Source organism: Streptomyces luomodiensis, assembly GCF_031679605.1.
GTDB lineage: Bacteria > Actinomycetota > Actinomycetes > Streptomycetales > Streptomycetaceae > Streptomyces > Streptomyces luomodiensis.
Genome location: NZ_CP117522.1, coordinates 1,386,368 through 1,405,369, shown reverse-complemented (window position 1 = coordinate 1,405,369; position 19,002 = coordinate 1,386,368). Strand labels below are relative to the sequence as shown.

At 70.6% G+C, this 19,002-nt stretch carries 22 protein-coding genes; 11 read left to right on the top strand and 11 right to left on the bottom strand.

Features of this window, described 5'->3' with window-relative positions:
• Window positions 1–8: 8 nt before the first annotated feature.
• The 5 genes from PS467_RS05825 to PS467_RS05805 all read right to left on the bottom strand — a co-directional run bounded on the left by PS467_RS05825 (window position 9) and on the right by PS467_RS05805 (window position 4,524).
• Entirely contained in the window at window positions 9–857 is an 849-nt protein-coding gene (locus tag PS467_RS05825; RefSeq protein WP_311034302.1) for a cytochrome c oxidase assembly protein, read from the bottom strand.
• Window positions 857–1,411 carry a DUF2243 domain-containing protein gene (locus PS467_RS05820; protein ID WP_268970385.1) on the bottom strand — a complete coding sequence of 185 codons (555 nt, stop codon included), beginning with the start codon at window positions 1,409–1,411 and terminating at the stop codon, window positions 857–859. The genes PS467_RS05825 and PS467_RS05820 overlap by 1 nt, the downstream gene beginning before the upstream one ends.
• A 163-nt stretch (window positions 1,412–1,574) precedes the next feature.
• Window positions 1,575–2,348 (bottom strand): VOC family protein, encoded by a 774-nt coding sequence (locus PS467_RS05815; RefSeq protein WP_311034301.1) that lies wholly within the window; start codon window positions 2,346–2,348, stop codon window positions 1,575–1,577.
• A 69-nt stretch (window positions 2,349–2,417) separates the two neighbouring features.
• Window positions 2,418–3,596: an FUSC family protein gene (locus PS467_RS05810; protein ID WP_311034300.1), complete on the bottom strand. Its 1,179-nt coding sequence runs from the start codon at window positions 3,594–3,596 to the stop codon at window positions 2,418–2,420.
• 61 nt (window positions 3,597–3,657) lie between these two features.
• Window positions 3,658–4,524, bottom strand: coding sequence for an EamA family transporter (locus PS467_RS05805; RefSeq protein ID WP_311034299.1), 867 nt, complete (start codon window positions 4,522–4,524; stop codon window positions 3,658–3,660).
• A gap of 99 nt (window positions 4,525–4,623) precedes the next feature.
• On the opposite strand from PS467_RS05805, the gene PS467_RS05800 reads away from it, so the two are divergent.
• Both PS467_RS05800 and PS467_RS05795 read left to right on the top strand, forming a co-directional pair.
• Window positions 4,624–5,196 (top strand): helix-turn-helix domain-containing protein, encoded by a 573-nt coding sequence (locus tag PS467_RS05800; RefSeq protein ID WP_311034298.1) that lies wholly within the window; start codon window positions 4,624–4,626, stop codon window positions 5,194–5,196.
• 65 nt (window positions 5,197–5,261) lie between these two features.
• Window positions 5,262–5,816 carry a YbaK/EbsC family protein gene (locus tag PS467_RS05795; protein ID WP_311034297.1) on the top strand — a complete coding sequence of 185 codons (555 nt, stop codon included), beginning with the start codon at window positions 5,262–5,264 and terminating at the stop codon, window positions 5,814–5,816.
• A 34-nt stretch (window positions 5,817–5,850) separates the two neighbouring features.
• Here PS467_RS05795 and PS467_RS05790 read toward each other — a convergent pair whose 3' ends face one another.
• The 3 genes from PS467_RS05790 to PS467_RS05780 form a co-directional block, all read right to left on the bottom strand.
• On the bottom strand, window positions 5,851–6,258 hold the full coding sequence (locus PS467_RS05790) for a CoA-binding protein (protein ID WP_311034296.1): 408 nt from the start codon (window positions 6,256–6,258) through the stop codon (window positions 5,851–5,853).
• Window positions 6,259–6,363: 105 nt separating this feature from the next.
• Window positions 6,364–6,690, bottom strand: a complete 327-nt coding sequence (locus PS467_RS05785) for a YciI family protein (RefSeq protein WP_268970378.1) — start codon at window positions 6,688–6,690, stop codon at window positions 6,364–6,366.
• Between the two features lie 196 nt (window positions 6,691–6,886).
• Window positions 6,887–7,342, bottom strand: a complete 456-nt coding sequence (locus tag PS467_RS05780; protein ID WP_311034295.1) for a MarR family winged helix-turn-helix transcriptional regulator — start codon at window positions 7,340–7,342, stop codon at window positions 6,887–6,889.
• Between the two features lie 212 nt (window positions 7,343–7,554).
• On the opposite strand from PS467_RS05780, the gene PS467_RS05775 reads away from it, so the two are divergent.
• The 7 genes from PS467_RS05775 to PS467_RS05745 are packed head-to-tail and all read left to right on the top strand — an operon-like array spanning window position 7,555 to window position 14,859.
• Window positions 7,555–8,538 carry a TAXI family TRAP transporter solute-binding subunit gene (locus tag PS467_RS05775; RefSeq protein ID WP_311034294.1) on the top strand — a complete coding sequence of 328 codons (984 nt, stop codon included), beginning with the start codon at window positions 7,555–7,557 and terminating at the stop codon, window positions 8,536–8,538.
• Window positions 8,535–9,251, top strand: a complete 717-nt coding sequence (locus tag PS467_RS05770) for a class II aldolase/adducin family protein (RefSeq protein WP_311034293.1) — start codon at window positions 8,535–8,537, stop codon at window positions 9,249–9,251. The genes PS467_RS05775 and PS467_RS05770 overlap by 4 nt, the downstream gene beginning before the upstream one ends.
• Window positions 9,252–9,304: 53 nt before the next feature.
• Window positions 9,305–10,051 (top strand): dienelactone hydrolase family protein, encoded by a 747-nt coding sequence (locus PS467_RS05765; protein WP_311034292.1) that lies wholly within the window; start codon window positions 9,305–9,307, stop codon window positions 10,049–10,051.
• A gap of 30 nt (window positions 10,052–10,081) precedes the next feature.
• Window positions 10,082–11,065, top strand: coding sequence for a cupin domain-containing protein (locus PS467_RS05760; RefSeq protein ID WP_311034291.1), 984 nt, complete (start codon window positions 10,082–10,084; stop codon window positions 11,063–11,065).
• A 19-nt stretch (window positions 11,066–11,084) separates the two neighbouring features.
• Window positions 11,085–12,188, top strand: a complete 1,104-nt coding sequence (locus PS467_RS05755; protein ID WP_311034290.1) for an alcohol dehydrogenase catalytic domain-containing protein — start codon at window positions 11,085–11,087, stop codon at window positions 12,186–12,188.
• On the top strand, window positions 12,185–13,771 hold the full coding sequence (locus PS467_RS05750; RefSeq protein WP_311034289.1) for a bifunctional 3-(3-hydroxy-phenyl)propionate/3-hydroxycinnamic acid hydroxylase: 1,587 nt from the start codon (window positions 12,185–12,187) through the stop codon (window positions 13,769–13,771). The genes PS467_RS05755 and PS467_RS05750 overlap by 4 nt, the downstream gene beginning before the upstream one ends.
• Window positions 13,768–14,859, top strand: coding sequence for a quinone oxidoreductase family protein (locus PS467_RS05745; protein ID WP_311034288.1), 1,092 nt, complete (start codon window positions 13,768–13,770; stop codon window positions 14,857–14,859). The genes PS467_RS05750 and PS467_RS05745 overlap by 4 nt, the downstream gene beginning before the upstream one ends.
• Before the next feature lie 148 nt (window positions 14,860–15,007).
• Here PS467_RS05745 and PS467_RS05740 read toward each other — a convergent pair whose 3' ends face one another.
• Window positions 15,008–15,826 carry a fumarylacetoacetate hydrolase family protein gene (locus PS467_RS05740; RefSeq protein WP_311034287.1) on the bottom strand — a complete coding sequence of 273 codons (819 nt, stop codon included), beginning with the start codon at window positions 15,824–15,826 and terminating at the stop codon, window positions 15,008–15,010.
• Between the two features lie 130 nt (window positions 15,827–15,956).
• Here PS467_RS05740 and PS467_RS05735 point away from each other — a divergent pair, with 130 nt between their 5' ends.
• Together PS467_RS05735 and PS467_RS05730 are read left to right on the top strand one after the other, a co-directional pair.
• Entirely contained in the window at window positions 15,957–16,451 is a 495-nt protein-coding gene (locus tag PS467_RS05735; RefSeq protein WP_268970368.1) for a VOC family protein, read from the top strand.
• A gap of 91 nt (window positions 16,452–16,542) precedes the next feature.
• Window positions 16,543–17,346, top strand: coding sequence for an IclR family transcriptional regulator (locus PS467_RS05730; protein ID WP_311034286.1), 804 nt, complete (start codon window positions 16,543–16,545; stop codon window positions 17,344–17,346).
• 244 nt (window positions 17,347–17,590) lie between these two features.
• Here the strand turns inward: PS467_RS05730 and PS467_RS05725 are convergent, their stop codons facing one another.
• Together PS467_RS05725 and PS467_RS05720 are read right to left on the bottom strand one after the other, a co-directional pair.
• Window positions 17,591–17,965, bottom strand: coding sequence for an antibiotic biosynthesis monooxygenase family protein (locus PS467_RS05725; RefSeq protein WP_311034285.1), 375 nt, complete (start codon window positions 17,963–17,965; stop codon window positions 17,591–17,593).
• A 222-nt stretch (window positions 17,966–18,187) separates the two neighbouring features.
• Window positions 18,188–18,802, bottom strand: a complete 615-nt coding sequence (locus PS467_RS05720) for a TetR/AcrR family transcriptional regulator (RefSeq protein WP_311034284.1) — start codon at window positions 18,800–18,802, stop codon at window positions 18,188–18,190.
• Window positions 18,803–19,002 lie beyond the last annotated feature (200 nt).

The following is a 19,002-nucleotide window of genomic DNA, read 5'->3' as shown; positions in this document are numbered from 1 at the left end:
CGTACGGTTCACCACACCTCGCGCAGATCCCGCCCGGAGCGCGGCCGGACCCGGTGCGGGTCGCGAGGGGTGCGGGCGGGGCGCCAGGTGGTGACGAGGGCCGCGGCCAGGAGGAGTTCGGCGAGGTCACCGCCGTAGTACATGATCTCCGCACCGCCCTGGACCTCGGCGACCGGGGCGTGCACCCGGACCCAGAAGCCCCCGTACATCAACTGGGCGATGGCGGCGTGGGCCGCGATGGCGACGCCGAGGACCCACAGCCGGGCCGGTACGCCGGGCCGGCCGGGGGCCGGGTCGGGGCCGGCGATGACATGGGCGAACAGCCAGCCGGAGAGCAGGAAATGGGCATGCACCGGCCAGTGCCACCCCGGTCGGCTCAGGGCGGTGTCGTAGAGCGGGGTGAAGTACAGCAGCACCAGCCCGCCGGTGCTCAGCAGCAGGGCGGTGACGGGATGGGCGAGCAGCCGCGCGGGGCGCGAGCGGAGCACGGCGGTCAGCCGGCGGCCGTGGCCCGGGGGCAGGGCGCGCAGCAGCAGGGTGACCGGGGCGGCGAGCACCAGCGCGAGGGGCGCGTACATCCCGATCAGCAGATGCTGGGCCATATGGCCGCGGAAGTCCTCATGGCCGAACGGCGCGAGCGGCGGCAGCAGCGCCACGGCCAGCAGGACCAGCCCGGCCGCGAAGCTGATCGACCGCGCGGGCGGCCAGCCCCGGGCGGGGTGACGGCGCCGGGCACGGCGGACCGCCAGGGCGTAGCCGACGGCGCCCGCCAGTAGGGCGAGGGCCGGCAGCCATACCTCCAGGGTGCCGCCGCCCCCGCCGTGGCCATGGGCCGGATGCGCCGCGCCGCCACCCATCACCCGCGCCCGGTGGCGCGGGGCGCGCCGGGGTCGAAGGACGCCCCGCCGCGCTGGAGCGAAAAGCCGCCGGCCACCAGAAGGGCGCCCAGGACCAGGAAGCCCGCGTCCCACCAGGGCTGCTCCGGGCCGCCGCGGACATGGTGGATGCCGAGGATCTGGTGGTCCAGCAGGCCCTCGACGAGGTTGAACAGGCCCCAGCCGACCAGGATCCAGCCCCACAGCACGCGCGAGCCCCACACCCGGCGCCGGTCGTGGGTGACCCGGGCGTAGAGGAGGGCCAGGCCCAGCAGGACCGCGATCCAGCACACGGCGTGGAAGATGCCGTCCCATACGGTGTTCATCCGCAGGCCGGGGACGGTGTGCGGGTTGTAGTAGCGCACCCCGATGCGGTCGTGGTCGGTGCTGCTGAGCATGTGGTGCCACTGGAGCAGCTGGTGCAGCAGGATCCCGTCGAGGAAGCCGCCGAGTCCCACCCCCAGCACGATCCCCGGCAGCCGGATGGTGCGCGGGGCCGACGGCCCGGCTCGGGCTTCGTCCGCTGTGGTGGCCATCACCGCGCTCCGTCCTGACGCCGCCGTGTCCCCCGCGCTTCTCCCGCACCCTCCGCCACCACGGCTTCCCGGCCGGCCCGGATCCCTCACCTGTCCGCGCCGTCTTTCCGCCATCTCGCCGAACGGGCCGGGGCGTTCCGCCCGGGGCCGGCCGGACTCCCCGTCAGGCCGCGGTGACGGTGAACAGCCCTCCGTCGGGGTCGCGCAGGGTCGCCTGACGGCCCGCGGCCGAAGGGGCCGGCGGGAGGGCGACGGTGCCCCCGGCGGCGCGGGCCGCCGCCACGGCCGCCGTCACATCGGGGACGCGGAAGTGGACGTACCAGCGCGGCCGGACCCGCGGGTCGGGGGCCTGCTCGACGGCGCCGCCGCGGATCACCGCGAGCTTGCGCTCCGCCTCGCCCACGATCACCTCGTCGTTCTCGTACTCCACGGAACAGGGGCCCTCCGGCGCCGCCCAGCCGAACACCTCGCCGTAGAAGAGGGCGGCCGCGAACGCGTCACGGGTCCGCAGCTCCAGCCAGGCCGGGGCGCTGTCCGGTTCCGCCGCCCAGCCGGGCAGCGCCTCCCCTTCCCAGAAGCCGAAGACGGCGCCGTCGGGGTCGGCGGCCAGCGCGGCGCGGCGGTCCGGACCGAACGCGAGCGGGCCGACCCCGACGGTGCCGCCCCGCTCGTGGATCCGGGCCGCGGTGGCGTCCGCGTCCGCCACCGCGAAGAACGGCGTCCAGGCGACCGCGCCCCGGAGGCTGTTCGCCAGCTCACCGATCCCGGCCACCGGCGCCCCGCCGAACAGCGCCGTACGGAACTCCTCGTCCAGCCCGGTGGAACGCCAGGTCCACCCCAGCACCGCGGTGTAGAACTCCTGCGCCGCCTGGAGGCTGCGGGCGGCGAGACTCACCCAGCAGGGGAATCCCGGCCGTGCCTGGCCGACCGGCTTCATGGGCACCACTCCTCACTCTCCGCCCCGACCAGCGCGGGGACGGCAGCGGTGTACCCCGCGCGCCCGGAGCTATGCCTGAGTGGCGCGGGGCCAGGTGTCCGGGGCGATGTCATGCCAGATGTTCTGGGCCTGGATCAGCAGGGTGCCCAGGACGGCGACGGTGGCGGGGGAGACGCTGCGCTCGTCGGCGAGCTGCTTGTGCAGGGCGACATGGCGCCGTTCCACCGCGTCCAGCACCTCGTCCAGTTCACCGCGCGCCGACTCGGAGGCGGCGGGCCGGCGGATCAGATCGGCCCGGACCTTGCAGGCGGCCGCCAGATCGGCGAGAAGGCGGCCGTAGTCGTGCAGCGGCTGCCGGTCCGGGGTGGGGATGGTGCGGTTCTCGTCGGCGATGTCGATCATGGTGGCGGCGACCGCGTCGACCTGGGCGACGATCGAGCCCCACCGCTGGTCCTCGCTCTCGTCCGGAAGCGGTGGCAGCTTCCTGTGCCGCTTTCCCGGGAGACTCGGGTTCAGCCGGAGGCTCTCATGGCTCCACAGCCGTGCGGACCGCAGGCTGTCCAGCCGCTGCCGGAGCCGGCCGGTCAGCCGCCGCCATTCGGCGGCCGTGTCCCCGGACCAGTCCTCCTGGGTCAGCCCCTCGGCGATGCTCGCCAGGGTCTCCTCGGTCCCGCGTGCCAGGGCGCTGAGGTTCTCCGGGACGTTGCGCAGATGGACCGGCGGCAGGACCAGGGCGTTGACCGCGATGCCGATCGCGGCGCCCAGCACGGCCTGCAGCAGCCGGTGGGAGACGGTGAGGCTGGACACGGGCGCCGAGGTGAGGGTGAACAGCGCGGTGGTGGGCCCGTAGATGCCCTGGTCGCCGAGGCGGGGCCAGTTGCTGAGCAGCATCACGACCGGCAGGACCAGGGCCACCGCGATCAGGGTGTTCCCCGTCAGGGCCTCGGCTCCCGCCGCCAGCAGCGTGCCGACGGCGATGGCCACCAGTTGCTGGAGCCCCTTGAACAGCGAACGGTAGACGGTGGCCTGGACCAGCACCACCGCCACCCACGGCGCCATCAGCGCCACCGGATCCTTCAGCCACCATCCCGAGACCGCCCAGGCGAGCGTGGCCGCCGCGGCCGCCTTCAGGGACTGTACGACCAGGTCCCGCTCCCGTCCCGGCGCCCGCCAGGCCCGGCCCGCCGCATCCGCGATCCCGCGGACTTCGACGCGGATCGGATACAGCTTCTCGATCACGTGCCCCATGGCGTAGCGGGTTCCTGAGACGGGCCCGGTTATGCATGGCCGGGGCCCGTCCGCGGTCCGCTCAGCCGGTGGCCAGCAGCAGCGTCCCCACCAGGGCGAGCCCGGCGCCCGTCGCCTGGACCACGCGCAGCCGCTCGCCGAGCAGTCCGCGGGCGGCGAGCGCGGTCACCACCGGGTAGAGGGAGGCGAGCACCGCGGCGACGGTGACCGGGCCGTGGTGGGCGGCGAGGCTGTACGTGCCGTTCGCGGCCACATCGGCCAGGCCCACGAAGGCCAGCGTGGGCAGCGACGCCCACACCACGCCCAGCCCGCCCTCGGGCAGCCCGGGATCACCACGCCGCACGGAGACCAGGAGCGCGGCGCCGCCGACCGCCACATTGCACACCCGCTGGACGAACAGCGCGAGGAACAGCCCGGTCAGCGTGGTCGACGCCTCGGCGATCAGCGCCATCACCGAGCCGAAGCCCAGCGCGGCGACCGCGGTGAGCAGCAGCGTCTGCCGCTGGACGGGCGTACCGCCGGTCTGCGGGCCGCTGGCCAGGACCACACCGGCGACCGCCACCACGATCCCCGAGACCTGAAGCACCCCCGGCCGCTCGCCGAGCACCAGCGCGACGCAGAGCGGCACGATGACCCCGCCGAGCGCGCCGAGCGGGGAGACGACGCCCATCGGGCCGAGCGCGAGGGCCCGGTAGAAGCACAGCATCGCGGCCGGGCCCACCACACCGGCCGCCGCGGCGAACCACAGCTGCGGTCCCGCCTCGGACCATCCGCCGGTGGCCACCACGATGGTGCCGAGGACGGCGACCGCGATGGTCTGGGAGACCACGACCACGGTGAGTGCGGGGGTGCGGCGGGTGAGCAGCCCTCCGCCGAAGTCGGCCAGCCCCCAGAGCAGGCTGGTGGCCAGAGCGAAGAGCGCGGACATGGTGAAACCTCGCCGTACAGTGTGATGGACGTGGGAGTACAACCCACGGTAGTTCAATGTACTCGACTACGCCATTCACTATATTGGACGGACCGGATCGTGACGGACCTCGATCAGCTCACCCAGTCGCTCGCCCGCAACCTCAAGCGGTGGCGCAATGAACGCGGCTTCACCCTCGACGCCCTCGCGGCCCGCGCCGGGGTCAGCCGGGGCATGATCATCCAGATTGAGCAGGCCCGTACGAACCCGAGCGTGGGCACCACGGTCAAACTCGCGGACGCCCTCGGTGTGAGCATCACCACCCTGCTCGACTACGAGCAGGGGCCACGGGTGACCGTTGTCCCTCCCGAGCAGGCGGTGCGGATGTGGTCCACCGAGGCGGGCAGCTACACCGCGCTGCTCGTCGGCACCGAGGCGGACGGCCCGCTGGAGATGTGGGGATGGCGGCTGATGCCCGGCGACGGCAGCGCCTCCGATCCGCACCCGTCCGGCACGGTGGAGCTGATCCATGTGACGGCGGGCGAGCTCACCCTGGAGATCGGCGGTGAGAAGCACACCGTCCCGGCCGGCACCTCCGCGGCGTTCGAGGCGAACACCCCGCACACCTACCGCAACGAGGGGGAGGTTCCGGTGGAGATGACCATGGCGGTGTCGGTGCCGCCCGCGCGCTGAGACCGCCGGGCCCGGCCCGGTCCACCGCACCCTGCCGGGCCGGCCCGGACTGCTAGTTTGTCGGCATGAGTACGCCGATGGATGCCTTCGACGAGGTCCGTCCCGCCGTCGAGTGCCTGGACCTGCTGACCGCCCCCGTCGCCGAGGCGCTGCGCACCTGGCGCGGCTCGGAGCCGGTGGAGCGGGTGCTGTTCGTGGACACGGACCCGGACAAGGCCGACACCGCCGTACTCGTCGAGCACTACGGGGCCTCGCTGCTGGAGCAGTCCGCGAACTGCGTGGTCGTCGCGGGCAAGCGCGGTGGCGAGGTCACCCTGGCCGCCTGCCTCGTCCTCGCCCACACCCGGGCGGACGTCAACGGCGTGGTCCGCCGCCACCTGGGCGCGCGCAAGGCGTCGTTCGCCCCGATGGACACGGCCACGGGGGAGAGCGGCATGGAGTTCGGCGGCATCACCCCGATCGGACTGCCCGAGAGCTGGCCGATCCTGGTGGACGCCGCCGTGGCCGACATCCCGTACGCGCTCATCGGCAGCGGCAGCCGGCGCGGCAAGCTCATCGTGCCCGGCAAGGTGCTCGCCGGGCTGCCGGGCGCGGTCGTCCTGGAGGGCCTCGGCGTCTGACCCGACGCCCCCGAGCCCCTGACCCTTGTGTGCTTCAGCCCAGCCTGGGGATCTCAATGGCCGGGCAGCGATCCATCACCATGGCGAGCCCGGCGGCGCGGGTGCGTTCGTACGCCGCCGGGTCGATGACGCCCAGCTGGAACCAGACGGCCTTGGCGCCGATGGCGACGGCCTCGTCGGCGACGGGACCCGCCAGATCGCTGTTGACGAACACATCGACCACGTCGACCGGGAAGGGGATCTCGGCGAGCGAGGCGTACCCCCGCTCGCCGTGCACCGTCTCGGCCTTGGGGTGCACCGGCACGATCCGCTTCCCGAACCGCTGGAGGACACCGGCCACGCCGTAGGCCGCCCGCCCCTGGTTGGAGGAGAGCCCGACCACCGCCCAGGTGTCCCCCAGCTCCGTGAGAATCTTGCGGACTGTCGCCGGGTCGCCGTACATACATGCCTCCTGTGGGTACGACACACAACCTGTTCGCTGCAACGGGCACCGCGGTCCGGGGATTCCCGGGGTGGCGTCGGAGGCTTGTGCCCGGCGCCCCGAGTGTCAGCTGTGCTCACCGGCCAGCATGGCGGTGACTGCGGGCACGTCGAAGCCTCCCACACCGAGCACATGATGCACTTCCCAGGGGATGACGTCGTAGCCGCGGAAGCCACCGGCGACCAGGGGCTCATCGCGGAAGAGGTCGTCAACCGCGTCCCGGGACATGTGGCCCACGACGATGATTCCCAGCTCCCGGTCGGGACTTGGACCTGCCATCAAGACCTGGCCGGCGCGTTGCCGTTCTCGCATCCATGCCAGATGGGATGGCAGGACCTCGGCGATGGCGCGTTGGCGGTCACCGGTCCAACGATGCAGTGTCAGGTACCACATGGCCCTGCCCTTCAGTGGGAGAAGTCGAAGCTGCTGCCGAGCCGCCGCGGAGCTGCCCAGGAGCGGATCCAGGACAACGTGCGAGCACTTTCCCGGTCTGCGGCAGGTTCAAAATAACAGGACGGGTGCTTCGATAGATAGGACAACCGCTCTGGCGGTCCGGAGATAGGAGGCCGCCGAAGCCTGTTCGCGCTGCTCATGGGGCGGGGGCGAGGGCGCGTGCCAGGTCCCACAGGTCGGGAAGGGCGGCGGCGATGCGTTCCGCTGATTGTGGTGGAAGCCGGCTCAGGGCCTCCGTAATGACCTTGGTGAGACTGTCGTCGACCTCGGCGCCCGCTGTGATCATCTTTCCCGTGGGATGCAGTTCGATGAAACGCCGGTCGTGAGTGCTGGGGCGGCGCTCGATGAAGCCTGCGCGGGTCAGCCGGGTGACGAGCGTGCTCACGTTGTTGGGTTGCATGCCCAGTGCTGTGCTGATCTCGCGGACGCTGATGCCGGGTTGGCTGCTGACGAGACGCAGCACTTCCACCTGTGACAGGGGGCGCCGTGTTTCGCCCGCTGGTGGCGTCTGCCGCTGGCGCAGCGTGCGATGCAGCGTCCAGGTAAGGCGGATCAACTCGTCGGGCAGTTGGTTGGGCTCACCAGCACTCACGCCGACGAGCATACCTCTACTGCTAGAGGTGGCGTGACGCGTCCCGGTGCAACCGCGTTCGGCCGGGCTTGCCCTCGGTGGCTCAATTGACTCTAGGTCTAAAGGTATAGCTCTAGACTTAGTTTCGCTCTCCTCTCGCGTCTCGCCGTCGTACCTTCTATGCTCTGTCGAAGAGCAGGACATGCGTCCTCTATTTTAGGACAGGAGCCACTGTGGAGCCCGCAAAGTGCCGTATCCAGCCCGGCAGGCCCGTCGAGCCGAAGATCGATCGCTCTGTGACGTTGCACCTTCGAGGTGACTGGGGCGGTGCCAACCTTCACCGAGTGTGCGGTTGGATCGCTCAGGAGCTGACCGACCGGTGCGGTCCCCACACCCGTATCGCGACCTGGAACAGCAGGGGCTTCAGCGACGCCGTGCGCGCTGTCGGCCGCGGCGAAGTCCACGTCGCGATGACCACCCCGACGGCCTTCGCTGTCGCGGCGCTCGAAGGCCGTGGCGGGTACGCGGACGAGCCCTTTCCTGATCTTCGCGCTCTGGGAGTGGTGCCCCAACGTGACCGCCTGGTGGTTGCGGTCCACAAGGATCTCGGCATCCACACCTTTGCCGAGCTGCGGGAGAGCAAGCCCGCTCTGCGTCTCGCCACCTCCGTTCATGACGGTGTCAACCACGTGGGACTCGCCGCGCATGAGGTCCTGACGCGATCGGGAGTCGACATCACCGGCTGGGGCGGCGAACTGCTCGAGGACGAGCGGCCTTTCGAGTCCCTCGATCACGTGAGGGAAGGCCGAGCCAATGCCATCGTCCACGAAGCGGTCATGCTGCCGCCATGGCAGGAGCTCGGACGCTTCATGAACTTCCTGGAGGTCGAGCAGGACGTTCTCGACGCCCTGTACGAAGACTTCGCATGGCCGGCCGCTGTCGTCGACGACGGCTACTTCCCGGGGTGCGGGGCTTTCCGGACCCTTGACTTCTCCGACTTCCTCGTCCTGACCCGCGCCGATCTCGCCGATGATCTGGCCTACGCGATTGCCTGGGTGCTGGGTGAGACACGCCATGTCATCGAAGGGCAGTACCGCCACCTGGCCCCGGAGCGCAGCCCGATCACCTACCCGCTCGACCCGGTGACGATGGGCGAGACGCCCGTCCCCCTTCATCCCGGGGCAGCCCGCTACTACAACGCCCTGCGTACCTCGTGAACGCCGGCGAGGCCCGCCGCCTCGTCATCGAGGCTTCCCACGCGCTCAGTGCCGCGGGGCAGGGTGACATGGTCTGGGGCCACGTCGCCGTACGCGACCCCGAGGGCCGCGGCATCTGGATCAAGGCACCCGGCTGGGGATGGGAAGAGCTGGAAGAGGCCTATGAGCAGCGGCTTCAACTCGTCTCCTATGAAGCCGAGGTCCTCCAGGGAACCGGCGCTCCGCACAAGGAGTGCCACATCCACCTCGAACTGCTGAAAGCCACCCCGGATCTGATCTGCACCGTGCACACCCACGCGGTATCGGCGATCGCCTTCGCGTCCCTCGGACGCCGACTTCGGCCCATCTCCCATGAAGGCGCGCTCTTCGCCGGGGAGGATGTGCCCCGCTTCCGGAGCACAGGCGGACTGGTGAGCACACCCGCACTGGGCAAGGCGCTCGCCGCGGAACTGGGCAACGCGCCGGCCGCACTCATGCCCGGACACGGCCTGGTCGCTGCCGGAAAGTCCGTACCGGCCGCCGTGATGCACGCCGTGCTTCTCGAACGCGCCTGTGCGGTCCAGCTCAAGGCCATGGCGGCCGGTGAGATCCGCGTTCAGTCCAGCCGCACCGAAGCCATGGACAAACGCGCCGAATGCTGGCCGGACAGCCAGCTGGAGGCCGGCTACCGCTACCTCGTGCGCCGATCCGCCCATGCGCTCCCAGGTTGCTGAGGCAGCGTGCGCACGCCCAAGACCACCCCGTAACAGCTGAAGGGCTCTCCGCCGTGAACGACCATCGCACCACTGCCGCCGCGACGACCGACTGGACGACCGTCCCCACAGCTGACGGTCCGATGCGGGTCTACCTCGCCCGCCCCGACCGGCCCGCCGACCGGGCTGTGATCGTCTTGCAGGAGGCATTCGGCGTCAACGACCACATCCAGGACATCGCACGTCGCTATGCCGCTCGCGGCTTCCTCGCTCTGGCTCCCGACCTCTTCCACCGCACCGGAGTGGGCACTCTGGGGTACGAGCAGCACGCCGAAGCGATGCCCCTGATCGGTGCCATCGGTCCGGATGCGATCACCACAGACGTCGAGGCAGTGCTTGACCACCTCCAGCAGCGCGAACACGTCCCCGCGTTCCGCACCGCGATCAACGGCTTCTGTTTCGGCGGCCGGGCCGCCTTCACCGCCGCCACCCGCATCAGCGGCCTGGGAGCCGTGGTGGTCTTCTACGGTCCCGGCATCGCGGCCGGCCCGCATGCGGTCGTGGACCGCGCCGTGAGCATCGACGCCCCCATGCTGCTGCACGTCGGCTCGGACGACCCCACCATCCCCAGCGAACAGGTCGCGGCCATTGACAAGGCCCTGACCTCCGCCGGAGTCACCTTCGAAAGCCACGTGTACGCGGGTGCCGGACACGCCTTCGCCTGCGACGCCCGCCCGCACATGTACGTCCAGGACAGCGCGGAGACCGCCTGGGAGCGCACTCACCGCTTTCTGGACAAGCACATCTCCCGCAGCGCCTGACGCATCCACCCGACGGACCAAGGAAGTTTCATGGGCATCGTCAACGAAGTCGTCTCCCTCGCCTGTTCCCCCGCGCCATCCCGACTCATCGAACGCGACGAGCACCTCCTGCTGTCGCCGCCACACAGCAATCCCGTCCCGGTCACGCTGTGGCGGGACCACGAGCCGCTGAGCGTGGTGCACATATCGCAGCAGTACAAAGCCGTACCGTTCGCGCCACCGCGCGGGGTCTACGAAAGCGCACAACTGCGCGTCGAGTGGCAGACGATGGACAACCGTCAGCCCTTCTACCACCGCAACTGCGACGTCGACGAAATCTCCTACCAGATCGACGGCGAGCGCACCCTGATGACGGAGCTGGGCGTCGTCGAACACCGGCCCGGCGAGTTCTCCCGGATCCCTCGTGGTGTCGCTCATGACAACTACGGACGACGCGAGAGTCACCTGCTCTTCTACGCACCCGCGCCGGTGACGGAGGAACGCTCCCCCGCCAGGCAATCCGATATCGTCTCTCCGCCGTTCCCCGGCTGGGAACCGGGCCCGGTCAACGAGGCGGTCACCCAGTGCCTGGGGACCCCCGGACACGACATCGTCGTGGCGCCCGTCGACGAGTCGCGGTTGCTGGCACAGGCGCACGCCGAGGAGGAACGCCTCCGGGTCCTGACCGGCACGGGAGCCCCCGGCGTTTGCTGGATGTACCGCTCCCCGGGCTTTCGCCTGGGCATGGTGCGCCATGCACCCGCCGCGGAGCGCACCTACCGCCGCACTCTCGACGCGGACGAGGTCCAGTACCAGATCAGCGGGCACCGAACCCTCGTCAGCCAGCGCGGAATCGTCGAACTGGGGCCGGGAGACTTCGTCCGCATCCCGCTCGGCATCGCCTGCACCAGCGTATGCCGTGAGCCGAATGAGTACCTCACTGTCTTCTCCGACCGAGACCTCCCGCAGATCGCCGAGACGACCAGGACCGCGGAGCCGTACACCCCCGAACGCCTGGCCGCCCTCCAGCCCTGACACACAGGAGCCGCATCCCATGACGACCACCATGCTCGCAGTCCGCGCCCAACAGGGCTCTGACGCTCTGCACCTGCACAAGATCGACATACCTGAGCCCGGACCGCAGGACGTCCTGGTCAAGGTGGCATCCGCCGGACTCGCTCCCGGCATGATGACCCTGCTTGCCCAGGGAGCCTTCAAGAACCTCCCCACCACCCTCGGCCATGAGGCGGCCGGCACCATTGTCGCCACCGGCAACGAGGCCGACACCCTCGCCGTCGGCACGCGTGTGCGCGTGCATCCCAACCTCAACTGCCGCGCATGCGCGTATTGCCGATCCGACCGGGACATGATGTGCCCGCAGCAGGCACTCATCGGACACGCCGCCTTCAGCGACGGCCCCTTGCCGCTCTACGAGCGCTACCACGACGGCGGCCTCGCCGAGTACATCCGGGTACCGCACTGGCTGGTGGACCCCCTGCCCGACAACGTGTCCTTCGACGTGGGCGCCAAGGTCCACGACCTGGCCAATGCCGTGCGAGCCCTCAAACTCGCCGATCTGCCACTGGGATCCACCCTCGTGGTGACCGCCGCCACCGGCACGATGGGCACGGCCACCATCAAACTCGCCCGCCACTTCGGTGTCGCCCATCTCATCCTCGTCGGGCGCAGCGCCGAACGGCTGCGAGCCGTCGGCAGGCTCGCCGGGGGCGTGGCCACCGACCTGGTGGCGCTCGAGGAACTGCCCGCCACCTGGGCCGAGGACGGTGGACTCACCCGTGCCCTGCGCCGCCTCGCCCCGCGGGGAGCCGACGCGGTTCTCGACTTCGTCCCGGAAGGCCCGGCCACCTCCCAGGCACTCGCCGCGCTCACCACCGGCGGCGCCCTCGTCCACATGGGCGCCAACCCCAGCCCGCTGACGCTGCCCACGGCCGCCATCATGGTCAATTGCTGGCGTGTCATCGGGACCCGCGCCTGCACGCGCACGGACGCCCAGCAGGTCCTCGCCCTCCTCGCCCGGAACACGCTGCGGGCCGACGAACTCATCACCCACCGATACCCGCTCACCGAAGCGGCCGAGGCCGTCGCCGCCCTGCGGAGCAGGACGGAACCCCTATGGATGGTGGTGGTCAACCCGTGAACCCGCGACACCCCGTACTCGTCGTCGGCGGAGGCCCCGTCGGCCTCACCGTCGCCAACCTCCTGGCCGCCCGCGGCGTGCCGCTCATCCTGGTGGAACGCAACCCTTCCACCAGCGACGAGGCCAAGGCCATCAGCCTGGACGACGAATCCCTGCGCACCCTGCAGGCAGCGGGACTGGCGGACAAGGTCCTGGAGATCGTTGTTCCCGGCACCGGTACCCGCTACTACGACCGCAAGGGCCGCCCCCTGTTCCACGCCCGCGGCCCGCACCCCTACCGGCTCGGCTTCCCCTTCAAGAACCAGTTCGTCCAGCCCGAACTGGAAAAGCTCCTGCTGGACGAGGTGACATCCCGTCCCGAGGCGGACATCCGCTTTTCCACCGAACTGCTCACCGTGGACGAGGACCCCGGCGCGGCCGGCGCCACCGCCACCGTCCGTACGCCGGGCACCACCCGCACCCAGAGCATCCGGGCCAGCTGGGTCCTGGCGTGCGATGGCGGCCGCTCCGCCGTGCGGGATCTGCGCGGCATCGGCATGACCGGCACCAGCCACCAACAGGTCTGGATGGTCGCCGACACCACCGGCGACCATCATGACGAGCGCTACGGCATGCACCACGGCACTCCCGACCGGCCCACCGTCATCGTCCCCGGCCGCGGCGGCCGCTGCCGTTACGAGTTCCTCCTCCACTCCGGCGAAGGCGAAAAGGGCGTCCGCCCCGACTTCGAAACCCTCCGACGGCTCGTCGCGCCCTACCGGCCCCTCGCCGAGGACCAAGTAGAGCGCTGCACCACCTACACCTTCAACGCCGTCGTCGCCGACCGCTGGCGGGACGGGCACGTCCTGCTCCTGGGCGACGCCGCCCACATGATGCCGCCCTTCGCCGGCCAGGGGCTCAACTCCGGCATACGCGACGCCGCGAACCTGGCTTGGAAGATCGACCTCGTGTGGCACGGGCGCGCGCGGGAGAGCCTGCTCGACACCTACGAGGCGGAGCGGCGCGAGCACGCCACCGCGATGGTCCGTCACTCCCAACGACTCGGCGACATCGTCATGACCACCGACCGGCGCCGCGCGCTGCTGCGCGACGTGGCCGCCCGTACGCTCCTGCGCACCCCGCCCGGACGGCGCTACCTCACCGAGATGCGGTTCCGGCCCCGCGCCCGGCACGAGTCCGGCCTGGTCATTGGCGCCCACCGCCTGACGGGCACCCAACTGCCCCAGCCGCGGGTGTTGGTACCACCGAGTCTGCGACCGCGGCTCCTCGACGAGGTCCTCGGCCAGTCGTTCGCCCTGCTGGGCGTCGACGTCCCCGACGCCGCCTGGCAGCACTTCGACAGCCCGAACTGGCCGGACGACGTCCTGGACATCAAACGGATCGACATCCTTCTGGGCGACCGGCTGCCGCCGGCTGCCGGCCCCCGGGAGGCCGTCGCGGACGCCGACGGCCGCCTCGAACGGGCCCTCGCCCCTGCCCGTCATCGGTTCGTCCTGGTCAAACCCGACCGGTACATCGCAGCCGTCATGGGCCCCGACGACATCCCCGCCGTCGCGGCGGTCCTGCGCAAGGAGACCCGGTGACCACGCTGCCCACGACCACCGCCGCCGTGTGGGTCTACGAGCACGGCGGCCCGGACCGGCTTGTCCACGAGCGAAAGCCCCTGCCGGCCCTCGGCCCCACGGACGTGCTCGTCGCCGTCGACACCGCCGCTGTCTCCGGCTGGGACCTGAAATACCGCCGCGGACTGCAACCCGGCACGGATCTCCCCGGTCGCCATCCCTTCCCCATGCCCCAGCAGCTGGGGCGTGAGGCCGCCGGAACCGTCATCGCGACCGGGCCCGATACCCGACTGCTGCAGCCCGGAGACCGGGTAGTGGCCGTCGTCCACCCCGAGAACCCGCACGCCCCCGAGACCCATCGGGGCCTGGGCAACCTGTCCACCGGCATCGCCGTCCCCGGCCATCAAGCCCCCGGCGCCTACGCCGACTACCTGGTCCGCGACGAACGGCTCTTCCTGCCGGTACCCGCCCACGTCGACCTCGAGCAGGCCGCGGTCACCCTGTGGCCGTACGGCACCAGCCACCGCGTACTGCGCGACCGGCTGCGGGTCACCCCGGGGGACACCCTGCTCGTCACCGGAGCGGCCGGCCCGATGGGCCTGGCCACCCTCCAGCTCGCCCAGATCTTCGGCCTGCGCTCCATCGCCACCACCCGGTACGCCGCACGCGCCGAAGCCCTGCGCGCTGCCACCGGGGCGGAGATCGTCGTCACCGAGGACCTCGACGCGGCCCGCCACGCCATACGCGACCTCACCCGCGGCGCGGGCGTCGACCACGCCGTTGATTACTCCAGCCACCGCGACCTGCTGCGCCTGGCTCTGGAGGTGCTCCGGCTCGGAGGTCGCCTCTGCCCGGCCGCCGGCGAGCAGAATCCGCCCGGTCCGATGCCGTTCACCGTCTTCGATCTCACCCGTCTGGAAGCCGACATCGTCGGCGTGCGCGGGGCACGGCACGACGACGCCCTGCGCGTGATGTCCCTCCTCGCCGACGGCCGGCTGCGCTCGCCGATCGCGGCGCGCTTCCCGCTGTCCAGGGCCGCCCAGGCACACGACCTCATGGAGAACGGCACGGACGTCGTCGGGCGCATCCTGCTCAAGCCCGGCACCTGAGAACCGCGCGTGGCCGGCGCCGGTCCTGGCCACGCGCCGGGCCGGCTGCCCACCCCCTTGGCCGCCGTCCTCGGCCACCAGGGGGCGGGCACCGTCGGAGCCGTGGCCCTGACGGTGCTGGGGCCTGTGGCTCAGGCCGCACGCGCCATCAGACCCGGGCCTCCCTGACGCACACGTTCACCGTCTCGCCCAGGCCCTCGACGACGGTGCGCAGGGTCTGGCCTTCCTTGAGGTAGACCTTGGGGTCACGGCCGTCGCCGACCCCACCCGGTGTGCCGGTGCAGATGACATCGCCCGGCAGCAACGTGATGATGCCGCTGACGTACGCGACGATGTCAGCGATGCCGAACAGCAGGTCGGACGTGCGGGAGTGCTGCATCACCTCGCCGTCCACCTCGCAGCGGATCTCCAGGTCCGGCTCCTTGCCGCCGAACTCGTCGGCGGTCACCAGCTCGGGACCGATCGGGGTGGTCCCCTCGAATGTCTTGCCGGCCAGGAACTCGCGGGTGCGTCGCTGGTATTCGCGCACCGTCACGTCGTTGGCGACGCTGTAGCCGGCGACGAAGCCCAGAGCGTCGCTCCTGGGCACGTGGCGGGCGGCCCGGCCGATCACGAACGCCAGCTCCGCCTCCCAGTCGACCGTGCCGCTGACCTTCGGCAGGGTGATGGGGTCGTGTGCGCCGATGAGGGAACCGTCGTACTTCGCGAACAGCGTGGGATACCGGGGCGTGTCCCGCCCCATCTCCTTGATGTGCGTGGCGTAGTTCAGCCCGAGGCAGATGATTTTGTTCGGGTGGGGTACCACCGGAGCGAACTCGACCTCGGTACCGGTCAGCCGCTCACCATCGGCCGCGGCGGCCGCCTCGAGCCAGTTCTCCCCTGAGGTGAGCAGGCCGCCCACATCGGAGTGGGGGAGCAGTACATAGGACTCCCCGTCGCGTCTGGCCGCCCGGGTTCCCTCGGCCATTCGCAAAGTAGCAAGTCGCATGCCTGCACACCTCTTTCTTCATTGACCATTGTCATCGCCGATCGTACGCTAGTTGCGAAATACAGGATAGGAGTCCTGTTAAGTGAGACAACTGGAGAGGATGGCGACCATGGCTATCACCGGACTCGGACACACCGGACTGTGGGTGTACGACCTGCCGAGGATGCGGGACTTCTACGAGCGCGTCATGGGTCTGACCGTGACCGACGAGGACGAGGAACTGCAGATCGTGTTCTTCAGCGCCCGGCCCGATGAGGAACACCACGAGTTCGTCCTCCAGACCGGCCGCACGTCGCCCATCGGCGACAAGCAGCAGCATCAGATCTCCTGGCGTGTCGAATCCCTGGAAGACCTGCGGGCCTTCCACCGGCGCTTCCAGGAGGAGGGCGTCAAGGTGCAGCAGGAAGTGACCCACGGCAACGCCTTCGGCATCTACTTCTTCGACCCCGAGGGCAACCGCAACGAGGTCTACCTGCGCATCGAGCGCGACGTCCGCCAGCCCTTCCGCAAGTCCATCGACTTCGGCCTCTCGCCCGAGGAGATCCATGCCGAAGCCGAGAGACTGCTCGGTGACGGCGGTAACGCCTACCAGCCCGTGCAGTAGCTCTGCGGGCGACCGCCCACGACCCCCTGCCTGCCCCTTCGTGAGCCGACAGCCATGCCTCCGGTTCCCTTGTCCGGCTAAGATGTCCTGCATGACAGGACGCACGTCAGACACGGCTGCTCCGACTGGGCAGTACCGGGAGCGCAACTCCACCGCGGACCGGGCGCTGGACATCCTCGGGCTGTTCTCGGAGAGCAAGCTCTCCGTTTCCGGCCAGGAAGTGGCCACCGCCCTGGGCACTGCTCGCTCGACCGCGTACCGCTACCTGCAGAGCCTGGTCAGGACCGACTTCCTCGAGGAGGACCCCGGGGGTGGTTTCCGGCTGGGCATGCGCGTCCTGGAGCTGGCTCGCCTGGCGCGGCGCGGGTACGGTCTCTCGGAGGTCGCCCTGCCGGTGATGGAGCGGCTGCGTGACACGGTCGGTGAGACGGTGCTGCTGACCCGCCGCGCTGGAGGAGCCGCGATATGCGTGGAACGCTGCGAGGCGCACCACCCGGTGCGGATCTCCTACGAACGCGGAAGTGTGCTCCCGGCCAATGCCGGCGCCTCCGCCCTGGCACTGCTGGCGTGGCTGCCCGAACAGCAGTGCCGTGAGCTGTTGGCCGCCCAGCGCCTGCAGCGGTTCACCGCACGCACGATCACGGACATCGACGTGCTGATGGAACGGCTCGCCCAGATCCGCGAGGACGGGCACAGTGTCAGCCGGGGCGAACTCGACGTGGACATTCTCGGCATCGCGGCCCCGGTGCACGGACCTTCCACAGGCGTGATCGCCGCCGTGAGCGTCGCCGCGCTCGAACACCGCGTTCCCGACCGTCGGCTCGGCGAGGTGGTCGCGGCGGTCCGTCGCGCCGCCGAGGACATCAGCGGCCAGTTGGCCGTTGTCGGCGACTGACGACAACCTGGCGAGCGCCCCGCCGCCGGCTCACCGGCAAGGCCCGTGGGGCGTGACCGGGCCGCCCCCACCCGCCCATCGCCGTCCGCGCCGGCGGTCGTCAGCACCCCACGGCGGGGCACCCGCGACGCGCGGTGGTCGGGGCGGCCCCCCCGGACCGCCGATAAAGGGCCCGGCCGGCGAACGGAGCCCGCGTCCCGTCTCCGGACGTAGCGGTGTCGCTCCGGGCCGGCCAGGCCGCGCGTCATGCGACACACACTCCCGGGACCGCCACGGCACGCGTGACGACCGGCTGCGACAACGAGCCGTCCGGGTAGAGCGTGAGCGTGTCCTGGAACTCCTCGCGCGCGAAGGCGTCCTTGAGGGAGGTCAGCGTCTCCCAGACCGCCACGTTCGTCAGGACGCGGCTGTCCGCGGTGCCGCGGTACAGCTGCGCTGAGACGAACCCGGGCTGCGCCTTCATGATCAGGGAGTCCTGGCGCCAGACGTCGATGACCTCGTCGACCTGCCCTTCGGGAGCGAGGAAGGTGTTGATGAGGGTGACGGGCCGGCCGTCGTCCGGCCCCTGCAGCTGTGCCAGGAAGGGGGTCGAGCGGTCGAGATCGTTGAGCTGGATCATGCGAACTCCTTGATGGTGGATGGTCGGATGTCGTGCGAGTTGGTCATGAGCCCGGCGAGATCGTCGGGTTCGATGAACGAGGGCGGAGGCGGCGGCCCCCCAGTTGGACAGCCCTCTGGCGCAAAGACCCGTCCACGGGCCCGAAAGCGGGCAGCCGGAACCGGGGCCGGTCCCCGAAGCCCACCGGACCGGACCGTGGGCCGATCGGATCGGCTTCGGCCCTCACCCTGTGATCGGGGGCGCCGGCTTTCCGTGCGACATCAGTACGGGCAGCAGCACCCTGTCCACGAAGAACTGCTGGTCGTCAGCGGAGAGTGTCTTCCGTTGGACCACCCCACGCGCGAGCGCGTGCCCCAGGACCAAGTCGAACAGCACATCGGACAGCTCGGCGTCGTCGAGTTCGCCCCGGCCGATGGCGCGCTGCACGACATCTCGACAGTTGCGGCGCATCGGGGCGAGGGCTCCCCTTCCCAGAACGTCGGCGATGGCAGGCTCCTTCTGCGCCGCCGCCAGGAGGCTCACGAAACCGGGAACGTCCTCCCGGGCAGCCAGCTTGGCCACCAGAGCCGTCAGCGCGATGAGGTCCTCGCGCAGGTCCCGGGCCGCGGAAGACAGCTCTGTGACGGATGCGGAGCGGTCGAGCAGCGCCGCGCAGACCAAGGCGCATTTGTCGTCCCAGCGTCGATAAATGGTGGTCTTGCTGGCGCCGGCCCGAGCCGCCACCGCGTCGATCGACAATCGCTCATAGCCCACTTCGTGCAGCAGCTCGTGCGTGGCCTTGATGATCGCCGCCGTCCGTGCCGTGGCGCGGCCGGGACGTGCTGTTTCCTCGGGCATAGTGCACGTAACCGTATCCTTCGGCTTGACCTGCGGCAAGCACTGGACGCATGGTGCACAGCGGGTGAGCAACTCCCAGGGGCCTGATGTGTACGGGCACGTATCGAGTGCTGGGAGGTCAGGCGCCCAATCGGGCATGCTCGCGCATTCCCTGTGGCGCATGGGATGTCGGGATCGCCTACGGGTGCCGGTGCCGGTGC

What these genes read in the sequence shown, in the direction of transcription:
- PS467_RS05825 (WP_311034302.1), bottom strand. Translation starts at nt 857, where the DNA reads ATGGGTGGCGGCGCGGCGCATCCGGCCCATGGCCACGGCGGGGGCGGC.
- PS467_RS05820 (WP_268970385.1), bottom strand. Translation starts at nt 1,411, where the DNA reads ATGGCCACCACAGCGGACGAAGCCCGAGCCGGGCCGTCGGCCCCGCGC.
- PS467_RS05815 (WP_311034301.1), bottom strand. Translation starts at nt 2,348, where the DNA reads ATGAAGCCGGTCGGCCAGGCACGGCCGGGATTCCCCTGCTGGGTGAGT.
- PS467_RS05810 (WP_311034300.1), bottom strand. Translation starts at nt 3,596, where the DNA reads ATGGGGCACGTGATCGAGAAGCTGTATCCGATCCGCGTCGAAGTCCGC.
- PS467_RS05805 (WP_311034299.1), bottom strand. Translation starts at nt 4,524, where the DNA reads ATGTCCGCGCTCTTCGCTCTGGCCACCAGCCTGCTCTGGGGGCTGGCC.
- PS467_RS05795 (WP_311034297.1), top strand. Translation starts at nt 5,262, where the DNA reads ATGAGTACGCCGATGGATGCCTTCGACGAGGTCCGTCCCGCCGTCGAG.
- PS467_RS05790 (WP_311034296.1), bottom strand. Translation starts at nt 6,258, where the DNA reads ATGTACGGCGACCCGGCGACAGTCCGCAAGATTCTCACGGAGCTGGGG.
- PS467_RS05785 (WP_268970378.1), bottom strand. Translation starts at nt 6,690, where the DNA reads ATGTGGTACCTGACACTGCATCGTTGGACCGGTGACCGCCAACGCGCC.
- PS467_RS05760 (WP_311034291.1), top strand. Translation starts at nt 10,082, where the DNA reads ATGGGCATCGTCAACGAAGTCGTCTCCCTCGCCTGTTCCCCCGCGCCA.
- PS467_RS05755 (WP_311034290.1), top strand. Translation starts at nt 11,085, where the DNA reads ATGACGACCACCATGCTCGCAGTCCGCGCCCAACAGGGCTCTGACGCT.
- PS467_RS05740 (WP_311034287.1), bottom strand. Translation starts at nt 15,826, where the DNA reads ATGGCCGAGGGAACCCGGGCGGCCAGACGCGACGGGGAGTCCTATGTA.
- PS467_RS05735 (WP_268970368.1), top strand. Translation starts at nt 15,957, where the DNA reads ATGGCTATCACCGGACTCGGACACACCGGACTGTGGGTGTACGACCTG.
- PS467_RS05730 (WP_311034286.1), top strand. Translation starts at nt 16,543, where the DNA reads ATGACAGGACGCACGTCAGACACGGCTGCTCCGACTGGGCAGTACCGG.
- PS467_RS05725 (WP_311034285.1), bottom strand. Translation starts at nt 17,965, where the DNA reads ATGATCCAGCTCAACGATCTCGACCGCTCGACCCCCTTCCTGGCACAG.
- PS467_RS05720 (WP_311034284.1), bottom strand. Translation starts at nt 18,802, where the DNA reads ATGCCCGAGGAAACAGCACGTCCCGGCCGCGCCACGGCACGGACGGCG.